At 46.5% G+C, this 16875-nt stretch carries 8 protein-coding genes; 7 read left to right on the top strand and 1 reads right to left on the bottom strand.

Annotation, left to right across the window (positions count from 1 at the left end):
• Positions 1-585 precede the first annotated feature (585 nt).
• Entirely contained in the window at positions 586-1035 is a 450-nt protein-coding gene (locus ABHV44_RS15325) for a transposase (protein WP_459075595.1), read from the bottom strand.
• Between the two features lie 264 nt (positions 1036-1299).
• Here ABHV44_RS15325 and ABHV44_RS15320 point away from each other — a divergent pair, with 264 nt between their 5' ends.
• The 7 genes from ABHV44_RS15320 to ABHV44_RS15290 all read left to right on the top strand — a co-directional run bounded on the left by ABHV44_RS15320 (position 1300) and on the right by ABHV44_RS15290 (position 16848).
• The gene (locus ABHV44_RS15320) at positions 1300-9234 is read left to right on the top strand and encodes a PKD domain-containing protein (protein ID WP_459075594.1); all 7935 of its coding nucleotides are present in this window, start codon (positions 1300-1302) and stop codon (positions 9232-9234) included.
• A 36-nt stretch (positions 9235-9270) separates the two neighbouring features.
• Positions 9271-10254 (top strand): PorP/SprF family type IX secretion system membrane protein, encoded by a 984-nt coding sequence (locus ABHV44_RS15315; protein WP_459075593.1) that lies wholly within the window; start codon positions 9271-9273, stop codon positions 10252-10254.
• A 142-nt stretch (positions 10255-10396) separates the two neighbouring features.
• The gene (locus ABHV44_RS15310; protein WP_459075592.1) at positions 10397-11089 is read left to right on the top strand and encodes a class I SAM-dependent methyltransferase; all 693 of its coding nucleotides are present in this window, start codon (positions 10397-10399) and stop codon (positions 11087-11089) included.
• A 57-nt stretch (positions 11090-11146) separates the two neighbouring features.
• On the top strand, positions 11147-11992 hold the full coding sequence (locus tag ABHV44_RS15305; RefSeq protein WP_459075591.1) for a hypothetical protein: 846 nt from the start codon (positions 11147-11149) through the stop codon (positions 11990-11992).
• Between the two features lie 109 nt (positions 11993-12101).
• Complete coding sequence (gene yidC, locus ABHV44_RS15300) at positions 12102-14009, top strand: membrane protein insertase YidC (RefSeq protein ID WP_459075590.1); 1908 nt, start codon at positions 12102-12104, stop codon at positions 14007-14009.
• 12 nt (positions 14010-14021) lie between these two features.
• Positions 14022-14582 carry a DUF6438 domain-containing protein gene (locus ABHV44_RS15295; RefSeq protein ID WP_459075589.1) on the top strand — a complete coding sequence of 187 codons (561 nt, stop codon included), beginning with the start codon at positions 14022-14024 and terminating at the stop codon, positions 14580-14582.
• Positions 14583-14628: 46 nt separating this feature from the next.
• Positions 14629-16848, top strand: coding sequence for a S46 family peptidase (locus ABHV44_RS15290; RefSeq protein ID WP_459075588.1), 2220 nt, complete (start codon positions 14629-14631; stop codon positions 16846-16848).
• Positions 16849-16875 lie beyond the last annotated feature (27 nt).

Genomic DNA, 16875 nt, shown 5'->3' with positions numbered 1-16875 from the left:
AATGAAGAAAACTGCCCGAATAGGACAACACTAAAAAGGAAACCTCGAGTTCCTGTGATAACTCGCAGTTTAAAATTAGGCGCGTAAAAACCTCTTACTCCTATAAGGAGCAATAAAAAATGTGCTAGTTTCTCCATAGCAACTAATAAGTATTTAGGTCAAAGAGCCTTCAGGCTCCAGGTTATTTGTAAACTACTTCTCGTTAACTCGTCCGGGTGGACTCCCTGGGTCTCATTGAAGGTTATGGATGAGAGAGTGGGCTATATAGTTCAGTGTTTTTGTCTTGCGTCCTGTGCATTTTGATTACCAATTAATTATTCGATCAATCAGCAATCAAAGTCGATCAAACTTATTACAGTTTCGATCAAAGTCAAATTTTCAGCGATAATTATTTATCAAAACAAGTTGAATAGGCTGATTTCCCTGAGAGTTATGAGAAGTTGCCTTAGTTAAAATTATTTGAGGACACTAATCGGATACCTTACCACTAGATTAATGCAATTGCATTAATAGTTTCGAATAAAATTCAAAACCGTTTCCGTTCTACGGCTAGAAAAAGTATATATATGGCCAAAGACTGATTTATTAAGATTTGGGTGTGGTTAGAATATCACTTATTTGCCGAAGCAAATCATATTGTCTATGGCCTAAACTGATGAATGCCTTGTCGGAAGTCAATACAGATTCGACTTTCTTCTTTAAGGACCAAACTGGTTCGTAGAACTTGTGATTCAAAAGATTCTGCAACTCATAAGCCGACAACCGAGGATAGACATTGATAAAGTACACACTCTTAAACCAATAAGAAACGGGCATTTTAGATCCCTGTAAAATTGTGCCGCTCTTTAATGTCGTTCTATATCGACAATTTTTGCATTGAAAACTCTCTTTAGAATTCAGCCAATACTGCTCAGAATTACCACATGATTTACACGGTAACCCTCTACGAAATCTAGCATCGCGAAAAGCATGCTTACAATTAACTTCGTTAGAAAGTGACTTTAAAATTTGATTATTGATATCAGAATTTTTCATGAAGTAGAAAAGCTAAGTAGTCACAAACTACCAATTATTATTGACATTCTATGATTCTAGTGAATGACGGTACTTGAGTGGTGTAGTTTTCGACTTAAAGAAGTTATCAGTTTACATAAGTAGCGATCGTGAATTCATTTTAACTACTGTCGATCTGAGTCCATTTCACTGTAAGTTTTAGAAACCCCGTGGCAATTCCTGCGTATTGTCACGAGCTAATTAATGTCGTTGTATATGCAACACTTCGTCTAAAACTTTAAAAGAATGACCATTAGAAGACTTTTACTCACCCTCACAGTTGTTCTGATGTGGGTCTCCACCAACGCTCAAACGAGTAACGAATTTTGGTTCGCTCCGCCTTATGTAAGTCCCGGACACGTGGCCAGTAACCCCGCCTTTCTCAGAATGGCCAGTGGTGACAATGCCGCAACTGTTACTGTGGACCAACCGGCAAATCCCGGATTTAATGGCGGATCGCCAATTACAGTTAACCTTCCAGCCAACTCCTCAACAAGTGTCGACCTTTCGGCATTTATGGGCGATCTTGAAACCACTCCTTCAGATCAGGTTTTGACAACTGGTTTACGAATTGTCTCAACCGAAAACATCACCTGCTATTATGAAGTGAATACAACTAACAACCCGGACATCTATTCCCTGAAAGGTAAAAACGGTCTGGGTACGGAGTTTTACACTCCGATCCAAAATACCTGGAGAAATGGTGACTACTCACCTACTCCCTATACTTCATTCGACATTGTAGCAACAGAAGACAACACTACTGTGATCATCTATCCTCGAGTTGATCTGGATGGTGGGCACAATGCACTTGAGTCCTACACTGTCACCCTCAATCAGGGAGAGACTTATTCGGGAAGTGTCACCAGCACTGATGGTTCCGACAACCCAACAGGAACCGCCATCGTTTCTGACAAAAACATTGCAGTTTCAACCAAAGATGATTCTACCTGGCCGCAGCCTGCAGGCTGCCGGGATTTGATAGGTGACCAACTCGTGCCAGTAGACATCGTAGGTTACGAATACATCGTAAACAAGGGTGGCCTCACCGTTCCAGAGTATGTTTACCTCACCTCTACACAAAACAGCAATGCCGTTATCGTTGACGGAACTCAAGTGGCAACTCTTTTTGCAGGTGAAACTTACCGTGTAGAAATTACAGACCCGCTTACCTACATTAATTGCTCTCAGCCGACTTATGCGTTTCACGTTTCGGGATTTGGTTGTGAAGTTGGTGGAGCTCTTTTGCCTCCGCTCAACTGTGCCGGATCAGAGCAAGTGAATTTTGTAAGATCGACAAACGAGTATTTCGGATTGAACATCGTGGTGCCAGCTGGAGCTGAAGGCGATTTTGAAATCAACGGAGATGCAAGCATTCTCACTGCTGGAGACTTCACTGTAGTGCCAGGAACAGCAGGCGCCTGGATGGGTGCCCAAATTTCATTCACAACTGGCGAAATTCCAGTTGGAAGTAACAACCTCATCACGAACTCATCTGAAGTATTTTCAGTTGGATTGATCAACGGTGGCGCCTCGAGCGGTTGCCGTTTTGGTTATTTCTCTGAGTTCTCCGGAGAAATTATAGTAGATCCAGGAACAGATCTCACAGTTTGTACAAACAGCACTGCCATGCTCAACGGATCCGTTGAAGGTGGTGCCACTACTGGTGAATGGTCTTCCTCTGGTTCTGGAGCATTTGTTCCATCAGTAACCGACCTCGATGCCGAATACGTTCCTAGTGAAGCCGATATTTCTGCAGGTTCAATCACACTTACTCTTACTTCCACAGGAAACTGTTTCCCGGTTTCTGAAACAATGACAATTTCTTTCCTCGATGCTCCTGAGCCCGATGCCGGAGCCGACACAGACATCTGCAGCAACAATGCCGTTGTAGATCTCGAAGGAACAGTGGCAAATGCAGGTGGTGGACTTTGGTCTGGAGGAAATGGAAGTTTTGACAACAACACTTCACTCATCACTACCTACACTCCAACGGCTCAAGAAATTGCTGACGGATCGGTAACTCTAACGCTCACTACTACCGGAAATGGAACTTGCGATGCAGAAAGCGATGACATCACGATCACTTTCACTCCTGCTCCTACAGCTTCGGCTGGTCCAAACCAAACAGCTTGTGCTAACAACGCAGAAGTTGATCTTTCAGGATCAGTAACCATAGCAACTGGTGGACAATGGAGCGGTGGAAACGGTTCTTATGATCCGGGAAGCACTGCCCTCAGCCCAAGCTACGCGCCAACTGCTGCTGAAATTGCTTCAGGCAGCGTGACACTCACTCTCACAACAACAGGTAATGGCAACTGTAACGCAGAGTCGGATGCCATGACAATCACTTTTACAGATGCGCCAACCGTGAACGCTGGTGGCGACCAAACGAAATGTGAAAACAACGCGACTACTCAGCTCGTGGGATCAGTAAGTGGTGCCACAGGTGGAGTGTGGTCTGGCGGTCTCGGAACTTTCTCTCCGAGTAATTCGGCACTGAACGCAATCTACACTCCTACTGCTGGAGAAATTGCTTCGGGAAGTGTGATCTTGACCCTATCTTCAACAGGAAATGGAGACTGTAACGCGGAGTCGGATCAAATGACAATCTCTTTCACCGGTGCTCCAACTGCTAATGCAGGAACAGACCAAACAGTTTGTGGAAACAATGCAGACGTTACTCTTAATGGATTTGTTACTGTTGCTACTGGTGGAATCTGGAGCGGTGGAAGCGGATCTTTCAACCCTTCTGCTAACGCACTCAACGCAACTTACTCTCCATCAGCCGCAGAAATCGCTGCTGGTGAAGCGACCCTTACTCTCACGACTTCAGGAAATGGAAACTGCACACCTGTTACTGATGATGTGACCATCACAATTACTCCTGCACCGGTTGTGGATGCAGGTCCAAACCAAACAGCTTGTGCCAACAACGCAGCCATCACACTCGGTGGATCTGTGAGCAACGCTGGCGGTGGAGTTTGGAGCGGTGGAAATGGTTCATTCTCGCCAAGTAGTAACTCTTTGACAGCCACCTACACTCCTACAGCTGCAGAAATTGCTTCGGGAAATGTTACACTGACTCTTACTTCCACTTCGAATGGAAACTGTAACGCTGAGTCAGATCAGATGACCATTACCTACACTCCTGCTCCTACAGTTAGTGCGGGAATTGATCAAACCAAATGCGCTAACAACGCTAACGTTCAGCTCACCGGAACAATGACTGGAGCTGACGGAATCGAGTGGTCTGGTGGTAGCGGATCTTTTGCTCCGAGCAACACAGACATCGACCCGATTTACACGCCTTCTGCTGCCGAAATCGCAGCTGGAAGTGTAACACTCACTTTGACAACAACAGGAAACGATAACTGTAACGCAGAGTCAGATCAGGTGACGATCAACTTTACTCCGGCTCCAACTGTGAATGCCGGAATAGACAGAACAGTGTGCGGAAACAACGCAGAAGTAACGCTCAACGGAACCGTGACGGTAGCTTCAGGAGGAATCTGGAGTGGAGGTGCCGGTTCGTTTAGCCCATCTGCTTCTGACGTTGATGCAGTTTACACGCCAGCTCCAGAAGAAATCAACTCGGGTAGCGTGACACTAACACTCACCTCTGCAGGTAATGGAAACTGTACTCCAGTTTCGGATCAAATGACTATCAACTTCACTCCTGCTCCAGTGGTGAATGCTGGAAATGATCTCGCTGCTTGTGCCAACAACGCTCAGGTAACTTTGAGTGGATCTGTGAGCAACGCAGGTGGCGGAACCTGGAGCGGTGGAAACGGAACATTCTCACCAAGTAACAGCACGCTCAACGCGACCTACACACCAACCGTGCAAGAAATCGCATCTGGAAGTGTGACATTAACTTTGACTTCAACCAACAACGGAAACTGCCTTGCTGAGTCGGACAACGTAACGATTGTTTACGGTCCAGCACCGGAAGTTTCAGCAGGTTCGGATCAAACGAAATGCTCAAACAACCCAACCATCCAACTCAACGGAAACATGTTTGGTGCTGACGGTGTGCAGTGGACTGGTGGATTGGGAACGTTCTCTCCATCCAACACAGCTCTGAACGCTGTCTACACTCCAACAGAAGGTGAAATTGCATCAGGAAACATTTTCCTTACACTCACCTCAACAGGCAATGACAACTGTAATGCTGTAACAGACCAGCTTGAGGTAACTTTCACAGCAGCGCCAACAGCTGATGCCAATTTGGATCAAACTGTTTGCGCAAGCTCACCAGAAGTTCAGCTTGACGGATCGGTAACGATCGCTACTGGCGGACAATGGAGCGGTGGAAATGGTGTTTTCTCGCCAAACGCAAACGCTTTGGACGCGACCTACACTCCGACCACGGCAGAAATTCAAAGTGGCGAAGTGATCCTGACGTTGTCAACTACCGGAAACGGTAACTGCCTCCCGGGAACTGACGAAATTATTATCACCATCGAACCACAAGCCACAGCCAATGCTGGCCCAAACCAGACGTCATGTGCCAACAATCCAACCATCAACCTGGCTGGAGTTGTAACAAATGCCGGTGGCGGAGTTTGGTCTGGTGGAAATGGTGTTTTCAACCCTTCGAACACAGACCTCAACGCGACCTACACTCCAACGGCCTCAGAAATTGCCAGTGGTTCTGTGATCCTGACACTCACAACTACAAACAACGGCTCTTGTAATGCCGGATCGGATAGCATGACTCTTAACATCTCTGCTTCGCCAGAGGCGAATGCAGGAGCTGACCAAACGGTATGTGTCAATAATTCAGACATTCAACTCAACGGGTTTGTAAACCTCGCGGCCGGTGGTAGCTGGAGCGGTGGACTTGGAACTTTCACTCCAAACAACAACGCACTCAACGCAGTTTACACGCCAACTCAAACTGAACTCAACTCGGGTAGCATTACACTCACACTCACAACTACCGGAAACGGAAGCTGTGTGGCTGTGGAAGATGAAGTGACAATCAACTTCACTCCTGCTCCATCAGCCGATGCCGGAACAGACATCACTGTTTGTGCAAACGCTCCTGAAGTAGATCTCGATGGAACTGTAAACCTCGCTTCTGGCGGAGTTTGGACTGGCGGTGCCGGAACTTTCTCTCCAAATGCATCTACGCTTGATGCTGTCTATACTCCAACTACTGCAGAAATTGCGGCTGGTACTGTAACACTGACTTTGAGCACTACAGGCAACGGTAACTGTAACGTAGAAACAGACGAAGTGGAAATAACAATCTCTGTTGCTCCTGCAGTGAGTGCCGGAGAAGACCAAATAGTTTGCGAAGACGATGCGAGTGTAGCTCTTTCCGGATCGATTTCAGGACCGACAAATTCGGGTCAGTGGACTACACTAGGATCGGGAAGCTTTGTGCCAAGCGCGCAGACTCTAAACGCCAGCTACCAGTTTAGCCAGGCAGATTACGATGCCGGAATGGTAACGCTCGTGTTGACTTCAACCAACAACGGATCTTGCATTGCCGTGACCGACACACTTCAAATTGAAATTCTACCAGGCGGAATCGCTGAAGCCGGAGACGATGTTACTGTTTGTGCAAACAACTCAGACATCCAACTCAACGGTGTGATTTCTGGTGGAGCTACAACAGGAGTTTGGACAACTTCAGGATCGGGAACTTTTGTGCCGAATGCGCAAACACTCGATGCCACTTACCTCCCAAGTGTTGGTGACAACAACAACGGATTTGTGACACTCACGCTTACTTCAAACAGCTGTAACGATGCTTCAGATCAACTCGAAGTAACGATCACTCCAGCACCAGAAGTGGATGCGGGAGACGATGTGACGATTTGCGAATCGGAAACTGAAATTTCACTCGAAGGTGAAATTTCCGGAGCCACAACCACAGGAATCTGGACAACAACAGGAACAGGAACTTTCAGTCCAGATGCAAATACACTCAACGCTACTTACGAGCCGAGTGCAGCTGACTACAACAACCAGGCTGTTTCGCTTGTGCTCACAGCCACTGGAATCGGAAACTGCTCGCCAGTGAACGATACGCTGCACGTGGACATTTTGCCATCGGCTACTGTGAACGCGGGTAACAACCAAACACTCTGCGCCAACAACGCCTCTGTTCAACTGAATGGCTCGGTAACTGGCGGAGACGCTACTGCTGTGTGGAGCACTTCGGGAACTGGCTCTTTCGATCCATCAGCCGATGTGCTGAATGCTTCCTACATCCCATCGCAAGCCGACACGCTCAACGGTTCAGTCGATCTCATCCTTTCTGCAGTGAACAGCTGTAACGATGACGTTGACTTTATCACAATCACTTTCACCGATGCACCTCTTGTAAATGCCGGTGACGACCAGTCGATTTGTGGAACAAACCCGGTGGCTGATCTCTCGGGAATGGTTTCCGGGGCAACAGGCGGAATTTGGAGCACCAATGGCGGTGGAACTTTCACGCCAAACACTCAATCACTCAACGCTACTTACCAGGCGACTTCTGCTGACGTGGATGCTGGTGAAATCATGATTTACCTCACTACTACCGGAAACGGACAGTGTGTTGCCGAAGTGGATTCTCTTCTTTTAGAGTTTACTGACGGAATTTCGGTGAATGCCGGAAACGATCAGTCAATTTGCTCAACGAGTGAATACACTCAACTCAATGGTTCAGTAACAAACGGATCTACGACAGGAATCTGGACTACTTCTGGCACTGGAACATTCGATCCGAGCAACGAAACTCTCAATGCGACCTACTACCCAAGTCAGGCGGATGTTGATGCTGGTGAAGTGACGCTAACTCTCACCTCAACCAACAACGGAAGCTGCGCGGGTGAAATCGATCAAATGACCATTTCTTTCGGACCGTCAGCATTTACCGATGCCGGAGCAGACGTAACGGTTTGCGCAACCGATCCGGAAGTTGATGTTCAGGGATTTGTGACCGGAGGATCTACAACCGGACAGTGGAGTACTTCTGGTTCGGGATCTTTCACTCCTGACGCCAACAGTTTGGATGCGACTTACACGCCAAGTGAAACAGACATTTTCAACGGAACAGTGAACCTCATCCTCTCCTCTACTGACAACGGTAGTTGCCAGCCAGGAACAGACACGTTAACCGTAACGATCAACCCGATACCAACCGTGAGCGCAGGAAGCGACATCACCATTTGCGAGCAAACAGAAAGCGTTTTCCTCAACGGATCTGTGGCAAACGCAGAAGGTGCAAACTGGACGAGCTCAGGTACGGGAACTTTTGAGCCATCAGCCGATGACCTCAATGCGGAATATGTTCCGAGTCTCTCTGACCTGAATGTCGGTGAAATCACCTTGACACTGACTAGTTTCGGAAGCGAAATTTGCGCTCCGGTATCTGATGAAGTTGTGATTACTGTTTCGGATCCGTTCAACCCACAGTTCACTTTTGACGGTGCCTGTGCCGGTCAGCCGCTGCAGTTTACAGACAACTCTGAAATTTTCTTCGGAAGCATTTCTGACTGGAGCTGGGAATTTGGAGACGGTCTCAACTCGTCTGCTCAAAATCCGGTTCACGGATTCGAAGAGCCTGGAGTTTACGATGTGACGATGACGATCACTTCCTCACTTGGATGCTCAGAGTCAACTACTCAATCGATTGTGATTATCGATAACCCAACTTCAGAATTCCTGATGTCGGACACCGCGATTGCCGCAGGAGAAACGATCGTCTTCACAGATCTTTCACAAGATGCGGATACCTGGAGCTGGAGCTTTGGTGATGGAAATTCATCAGATGCTCAAAACCCGGAAAACACCTACGTGGCTCCGGGCACCTACAACATCTCACTCACTGTAGAAAACGAACAGGGCTGCTCGAACACTTCCATCCAAACGATCACCGTAACTGGTGAAGAAGAAGACGAAGTGCTCGCACCGGTTCTCCCTACAGGTTTCTCACCTAACGGTGATGGAGAAAACGATCTGTTGATTGTTCGAGGAGGACCTTTCAAAGAGCTTACGCTGAAAGTTTACAACAACTGGGGTAACCTGGTATTCGAAACTCAGGATACTGACCAGGGATGGGACGGAACCACAAGCGGAGAACTTCAGCCAGTTGGCGACTACGTGTACACGATTTACGCAGTAACTGAAGACGACAGAGAATTCAATCGCTCAGGAAACGTAACGATCATCAAGTAAACCGCACAACTGAAACGAATTTTAAAAATGAAGATCATGAAAAGACTCAATATATTTTTCGCAGCATTGATTGTAGCTCTGTTTGCCACTACGGCAGACAGCTACGGTCAGGATTATCACCTGTCGCAGTTTGACGCGCTTCCGGTGACGCTGAACCCCGCTTTCACGGGAATGAATCACGATTACGAATTTCGTGCTGCTTCGCAATATCGAGCTCAGTGGAGAGCCCTCGCGAGCAAGCCGTTTAGCACGATGGCGTTGTCCTTTGACATGCCGATCGACAAGAAATGGGGAGTTGGTGGTTACATCATCAACAACGATGGTTCGCGCGTCTTCAACACGTTCACAGCTGTGGTTTCCGGTGCCTACCAGATCACCGAGCCACGCCAGAGTGACCACAAACTCACTGTTGGTCTTCAGGCCGGAGTGGTTTACGAAAATACCAACGACCTCGACCTCACTTTCGACAACCAGTACATGAGCGGAAGCTTTGTTCAGAGTTTGCCCGATGGCGAAAACTTCGAGCGATTCAGAACGCTGATGCCCGAGTTTAACTTCGGCTTCCAGTATCAGATGGTTAAGGAAGGAATGTTTCAGCCTTACGGTGGACTCTCTGTATTCCATATCACCAACCCGAAGAAAAATTTCTTACCAGGTGACGCAGATTCCAGATTGCCGAGAAGGTACGCTTTCAACGGAGGTTCGAAGGTGAACATCAACGATCAGGTGCGTCTCGATGTAAAAGGTTTGGCACAAATGCAAGGTGAGGCTTTCGAAGTACTTGCCGGACTTGCTGGTGAATATATTTTTGACGAGCGCTCTGGGACCGCAGCCCGCCTTGGTGGATACTACAGAGTGGATGATGCCTTCATCATCATGACTGGTGTGGATTACAACAGCTTAAGATTTAACGTAAGCTACGACATCAATACTTCTGCCCTCAACGAATACACTTCTGGAAGAGGAGCACTTGAGTTTACACTCATCTACCTTCCAAAAGCAAGCGGAAGAGCTTTCTAGAATAAAAACTCATTGACATTGAAACGCCCCGGGCCAGTTGGTTCGGGGCGTTTTGTTTTTACGGTCTAATTAAAAAAAGATCTAGGTAAGTTAAAGATTGAAACTGAAAGGTTTTTCTTTGTCTTAATACTATTGATCGAGGATGAACAAACAACAATTGACTGATGCCTTTGGCTGGGATGTGAAAAACTGGTCGCGTACAATTCCCTTTTGGGAAAAGCACCTCAACTTTTCCAAGCTCCAAAACTCAAGGTCGCTCGAAATCGGTTGTCGGTTTGGTGGTCTTTCGCTTTTTCTCGCTCTCGAAGGTTCACAAGTGCTTTGCACCGACCTCATTGATCCCGATGAAAAAACCAGACAAATTCATTATAAGCACGGAGTTTCAGACAAGGTCAGCTATCAGTCAATGGATGTGCTCGACATTCCTTTCGAAAATGAATTCGACATCATTTGTTTCAAATCTGTGCTCGGTGGAGTTGGTAGACAGGGTCGCTCGGACTTGCAACAAAAGGCAATCGAACAAATTCACCAGGCACTGAAACCCGGAGGTGTCTTACTCTTTGCAGAAAACCTCAAAGCTTCTACTTTTCATCAGGCGATGAGAAAGAAATTTGTTCAATGGGGCGATGAGTGGAACTACCCTACTCTTTCTGAAATCAAATCTCTTTGTTCGGAATTCGATGAAACGCAACTTTCCACTGGTGGCTTTCTGGGAGCTTTTGGCAGGTCCAACAAACAGCGAAACGCCCTCGCAACTCTGGACCGGGCTCTAGACAAACTGACGTCTCCCTCTCAGCGCTATGTCTGCTTTGGCTTTGCAAAAAAGCAGAAGTAAAATTTAATCTGGTTACCCAAATATTTTCTTACTTGCTTCTCTAAACAATTTTATTCGATGAAACTGATTCAGCACTTTGCCTTCATAACCTTCGCTTTGCTGACCTCGGCAGGCACTACTTTTTCTCAATTCGGAACCATCACAGAAGCAAACCTCGAAGCATTGGAAGAAGACACGCTCATCGTTGTGCTTACCGGACAGGAGGAATTTGACGAAGCACTTCAGGCAGTAGTCGAAAAGGAATGGGATTTCTCTCCGATGAAATACGAGTATGAGCGAGAAATGCGCAAAAAGTATGATGATGGCGACACGCTTACTCAGTTTGGCTATTTCAAAGGCCGCTTCGACAGCGAGAGCGGAATTTTGGATGACGTTCCATTTATCGGTCTGGTTCACGGCTTCAGGTCGAGCGGGAAGTACAGGATGAACGAAGACATTTCACTGTACCTTCCTTTTAGCACTGGCGGAGTTTCGCCAGAATACGCTGAAGCCTTTCTCACATTGAATACCAAGGTGATCACTCAATACCTCGAGGATCTGAAAAGTGGAAAAGTCCTGGGCCTGGGAAGCTTTGTAGATCAAATAAAATCACATTACCCAGAAATTCGGGAGAAAAAGATTTTGATCTGCTCAGAAGACCTTCAGACCAAAGAGAAAAACATCACACGGACTTTCGATTTTGACTACAGCCTGGTTTACCGGGACGAATGGGCAAGGGCCATCCTCTCTCCTACCGATCAACTGGTCTACTACCTCATCCCTTCTCAAAAATATGCGTACCACTTTTTGATTCAGCCCTCAACCGGTCGGGTTTTCTATTACGCCTACGGAATGGAAGGCAGCAGAAATGAGGGACGTGGACAGTCAACAATGTTTCGCACACTTGGTGAAGACGCAGAATAATTTCACCATCAAATAGCACCACTCACAGGGCACGTGAGCCGGCAATCTCACTTTGCTTCCGAATTGCCACTTTAAACAATATCTTTGCGCCCCCAAAAGAACCTTTTGCATGGATAGAAATACAGTAACCGGACTTCTTATGATGGTAGGCCTGCTGGTGGCTTACTACTTCATCTTCACTCCTTCCTCGGAAGAAATTGAGCGCGAAAGACAGCTGCAAGACAGCCTCAAGCAAGCTCAAAAAGAAATTAAAGTTGTTCCGGATGACACTACAATGGTTGCCGAAACTCAAGAGCCAGACAGCTCAGTTGCGCTCGAGCCAGACTCGGCAGTTGTCGAATACCAAAACCGTCAAAAAGTTGAGAAATACGGAATGTTCGCCTCTTCGATAAATGAAGATGAAGGCGAAGAGGTAATTCTCGAAAACAACAACATAAAAGCGACTCTATCCACCAAAGGCGGGATGTTCGAAGAGGTGGTTTTGAAACACTACCGCGACTACTGGGACTCAACTCTGGTAAGCCTTTGGGATCCTTCAAAATCGGACATGGCTATTGCTTTCGATTATCTCGGGAAAGGTCGCTTTAGCACTGGCGATTTCACTTTTGAGCCGAACGTACAAAAAGTAGTTGCCGACAGCGATGAGGCATCAACCCTCACCATGACACTTCGCACTGACGATCCTTCGAAATACATCGAGTTTGTTTACTCGCTAACTAAGGACGCTTACGACATCGATGCGAGTATCAACTTTGTGAACATGGACGGTATCGTAAACACCTCGAGCCAAACAACCATGTTTAACTGGGATGCCGTTGGTTATCACAACGAAAAAGGAATCACCACCGAAAAGCAGAGAAGCTCAGTTTTCTACAGAGTGGCAGACGATGACCGCGATTATCTATCGGAAAACTCCGATGACTCAGAAGAACTTGAAGAACCGCTTAACTGGATGGTTTTCAAGCAGAACTTTTTCAGTGCCGGGATCATTAAGGACGACAACTTTCCGGCAGGAGCAAAAATCGCCAGTCGCCCGGTTGCTGAGGAAGACTCTACTCACAACACCATTTACTCGGCTCAAATCCCACTGGATGTGAAGCCTGGCTCTGCCTCCAGTCTTCCGGTGAAATTCTATTTTGGACCAAACGATTTTAAAGAACTCGATGCGCTAAACGTCACTGAGTTCGACAAAATCATTGACTACGGTTGGGGAATTTTCGGATGGCTCAACAAGTGGTTTGTTCGTCCGGTGTTCAATTTCCTTTCTGGATTTATCGGCAACTACGGAATTGTGATTTTGCTGATCACGATTTTTATCAAAATGCTCCTCTTCCCGATCACCTGGAAAAACTACCTGAGCAGTGCAAAGATGCGCGTGCTAAAGCCAGAGATTGATGAGATCAACAAAAAATACGAAGGCAAAGACGCCATGGAAAAGCAGCAAGCTACCATGGGACTTTACCGAAAAACAGGAGTAAATCCAATGGCCGGTTGTTTGCCGATGCTTCTGCAAATGCCGATTCTCTACGCCATGTTCCGCTTCTTCCCCGCAACTATCGAGCTGCGACAGGAGCGATTCCTCTGGGCAGATGATTTGGTGAACTACGATTCCATTCTCGACCTCGGGTTTAACATTCCACTCTACGGGGCACACGTGAGTGGATTCACTTTGCTGATGGCTGCTTCTACGTTCTTCTACACCAGAATGAACTCTTCGAACATGCCAACGCAGTCGCAACCGGGAATGCCTAACATGAAAGTGATTATGAACATTTTCCCGTTCATGATGCTCTTCTTCTTTAATAGTTTTGCTGCAGGACTCAGCTTCTACTACTTCGCTGCCAACGTGATTTCAATTGGTCAGATGTATGTGATCAAAGAGTACATCATCGATGAAGACAAGATTCGCGCTAAAATCGAATCAAACAAAAAGAAGCCGAAGAAAAAATCAAGCTTCCAACAGCGCCTCGAAGAAATGCAAAAGACTCAGCAGCAAAAAGGAAAGAAGAAAAAATAAATGAAATCTGATATGAGAATTTTCACTACGCTGCTCACTTTCACACTCGTTTTTGCTTTGGGCTTTAGCTCCTGCAAAAATCAGGAAGAAACAGTGGAGACGGAAACAACTACTGAGACAGAAGAGATTCTCGACAACATGAACGAAGTGGAAGCTGACCAGGCAGCCGCAGACACGATGAGTGCGGACTCCACTTTTATCACTTACGAAAGAACTCCGTGCTTCGGACAGTGCAAGGTTTTCAATGTTACTATCTATAAAAGTGGTTACACGATTTATCGCGGTACCAACTTTGTGAACAACATCGGCCTCTTTCAGGGTCGCCTCAGTCAGGAGCAGATGGAATCATTGAGATCTATTGTCGAAGAAATCGACTACTTCGCTTTTGATGAAGAGTACGACAACGAGCATGTGACCGACCTTCCGGCCGTGATCACCGAAGTTCACATGAACGGCAAAGAGCTGGAAGTGAGAAATCGGTACCGCGGACCTCAGGAATTACAAAGACTCTACGAAAAGCTCGACCTCTATCTCGATCAGGTGGACTGGGACAAGCTAGAGAGCAAGAACTAATAGATTATTTTTCAAACCAAGTTAAACAGCAATAAAGATTAAAGCCATGAAGAAATTTTTGACGCTATTCATGGGTATCGTAATCCTTAGCAGCACTGCAAAAGCAGACGAAGGCATGTGGCTGATGAACATGCTCAACAGGATTTACGAAGCCGAAATGAAAGGCATGGGCCTCAACCTTACGCCAGATGAAATTTACAACATCAACCAGGCAAGTATGAAAGATGCCATCGTTCGCCTGAACGGTGGAATGTGTACCGCAGAAGTGATCTCTGATCAGGGACTCGTGCTTACCAACCACCACTGTGCTTACGGAGCGGTTCAGTCGCTCAGCTCTGTGGATAATGATTACCTCACAGAAGGTTTTTGGGCTTACGACAAAAGCAAGGAGTTGCCAATTTCAAACTTCGTTGCCTCTTTCCTCGTGCGTATTGAAGACGTTACTGAGCGCATCAACTCTCAGCTCAACGAAGACATGACCGAAGAGGAGCGCGCCCAAACAATTGCAAAATTGAGCCAGGCCATCCAGGCTGAAGCTACCGAAGGAAATGAATACGATGCCGAAGTGAAATCATTTTTCCACGGCAATGAATTCTACCTGATGGTTTACAACACCTACCGCGATGTGCGCCTCGTAGGAGTTCCGCCAGAATCGATCGGTAAATTTGGTGGAGACACCGACAACTGGATGTGGCCACGCCACACAGGTGACTTCGCGATGATTCGTATCTACGCAGACCGCAACAACGAACCTGCTGATTACACTAAAGACAACCAGCCTTACGAGCCAAAGCACCACCTCCCAATTTCTGTGGATGGTGTTGAAGCCAACGACTTCACTATGATCATGGGCTTCCCTGGAAGCACTGACCGTTACCTCACTTCATGGGGTGTGGATCAAGCCATTAACATCCACAACCCAACTGTGGTAAACATCCGCGACAAGAAGCTAAAGACAATGAAAAAGCACATGGACGCAGAGAAAGATGTTCGCATCAAATATGCTGCTAAGTATGCTCAAACTGCCAACTACTGGAAGTACTACATCGGCCAGACCAAGGGGCTGAAAAGACTCAATGTGGTTGAGAAAAAACGCCAGATCGAAGAGAACTTCAACAACTGGGTGAACTCAAGCGACAAGCTCAAAGAAACCTATGGCGAAGTGCTTCCGATGATTCAGGAATACTACGACATCACTGACGAGACCGTGAAAGCTGATGTTTATGCACTCGAAGCAGGACTAATTGGCTCTGACATTGTTCTTTTTGCTTTCCGTTTCAACCGCGTTTATTCAGCGGCAATGAAAGAGGAAGATGAAGAAAAACGCAAAATGATGTTGAAGTCTTTCGAAGCTACAGCTGAGGATTTCTTCAAAGATTACGACATGGAAACCGACAGGGACTTGTTTGTCAACCTGCTCTCGATGTACAAAGAAAACGTGAGCAAAGATCAGTGGCCAGACATTTTCAACCACATTGACGACAAGTACAAAGGTTCTGTTGAGCGCTTTGCTGACAAGATGTACGACAAGTCATTCCTGGTTAACAAGATTCGTCTGATGGAGTTCCTCGACAATCCGAAGGAAAAAACGGCTGAAAAAGACCTCGCATTGAAAGCGGCACAGAGTATCTTCAAGCGTTACCAGGCTTCTATGGTAAGCGGTGCGCAAGACAAGTACGACAAGGGTTACCGTCTTTTCGTTCAGGGATTGAGAAAAATGAACGAAGACAAACTCTACTACCCCGATGCAAACTCAACAATGCGCCTCACTTATGGAAAAGTAGGTGACTACTATCCGGAAGATGCAGTTCACTACGATTACATCACTACCTCAAAAGGAGTTCTGGAAAAGTATGACCCAAATGATCCTGAATTTGTAGTGCCAGAAGAGCTAATTAAACTGTTGGAAAAAGAACAGTACGGTCGTTGGGCCAACGAAAACGGTGACCTCGTAATTTGCTTTATCTCTAACAATGACATCACCGGAGGAAACTCAGGAAGCCCTGTGATCAACGGAGATGGAGAATTGATCGGACTTGCCTTTGACGGCAACTGGGAAGCAATGAGTGGAGATATCGCATTTGAGCCAGAATTGCAGAGAACCATTTCTGTTGACATCCGCTACGTGTTGTTTATCGTTGACAAGTTTGCCGGTGCGCAAAACATCATCGATGAGCTTACACTCGTGAAAAACGATGACAAGAAAATGAAAGAAGACAAGGAAGCGAAGAAACCACAAATGGAAGAAGCTCCGATGAAGAAGTAACCATTTAATACTTCTTTTAAATAACAC

Origin of the sequence: Halocola ammonii, from assembly GCF_049334165.1 — a bacterium.
Classification (GTDB): Bacteria; Bacteroidota; Bacteroidia; order Flavobacteriales_D; family Sanyastnellaceae; genus JBEGHD01.
This window is presented reverse-complemented; position numbering and strand designations above follow the sequence as displayed.

What these genes read in the sequence shown, in the direction of transcription:
- ABHV44_RS15315 (WP_459075593.1), top strand. Translation starts at nt 9,271, where the DNA reads ATGAAAAGACTCAATATATTTTTCGCAGCATTGATTGTAGCTCTGTTT.
- ABHV44_RS15320 (WP_459075594.1), top strand. Translation starts at nt 1,300, where the DNA reads ATGACCATTAGAAGACTTTTACTCACCCTCACAGTTGTTCTGATGTGG.
- ABHV44_RS15325 (WP_459075595.1), bottom strand. Translation starts at nt 1,035, where the DNA reads ATGAAAAATTCTGATATCAATAATCAAATTTTAAAGTCACTTTCTAAC.
- ABHV44_RS15310 (WP_459075592.1), top strand. Translation starts at nt 10,397, where the DNA reads ATGAACAAACAACAATTGACTGATGCCTTTGGCTGGGATGTGAAAAAC.
- ABHV44_RS15305 (WP_459075591.1), top strand. Translation starts at nt 11,147, where the DNA reads ATGAAACTGATTCAGCACTTTGCCTTCATAACCTTCGCTTTGCTGACC.
- ABHV44_RS15290 (WP_459075588.1), top strand. Translation starts at nt 14,629, where the DNA reads ATGAAGAAATTTTTGACGCTATTCATGGGTATCGTAATCCTTAGCAGC.
- yidC (WP_459075590.1), top strand. Translation starts at nt 12,102, where the DNA reads ATGGATAGAAATACAGTAACCGGACTTCTTATGATGGTAGGCCTGCTG.
- ABHV44_RS15295 (WP_459075589.1), top strand. Translation starts at nt 14,022, where the DNA reads ATGAGAATTTTCACTACGCTGCTCACTTTCACACTCGTTTTTGCTTTG.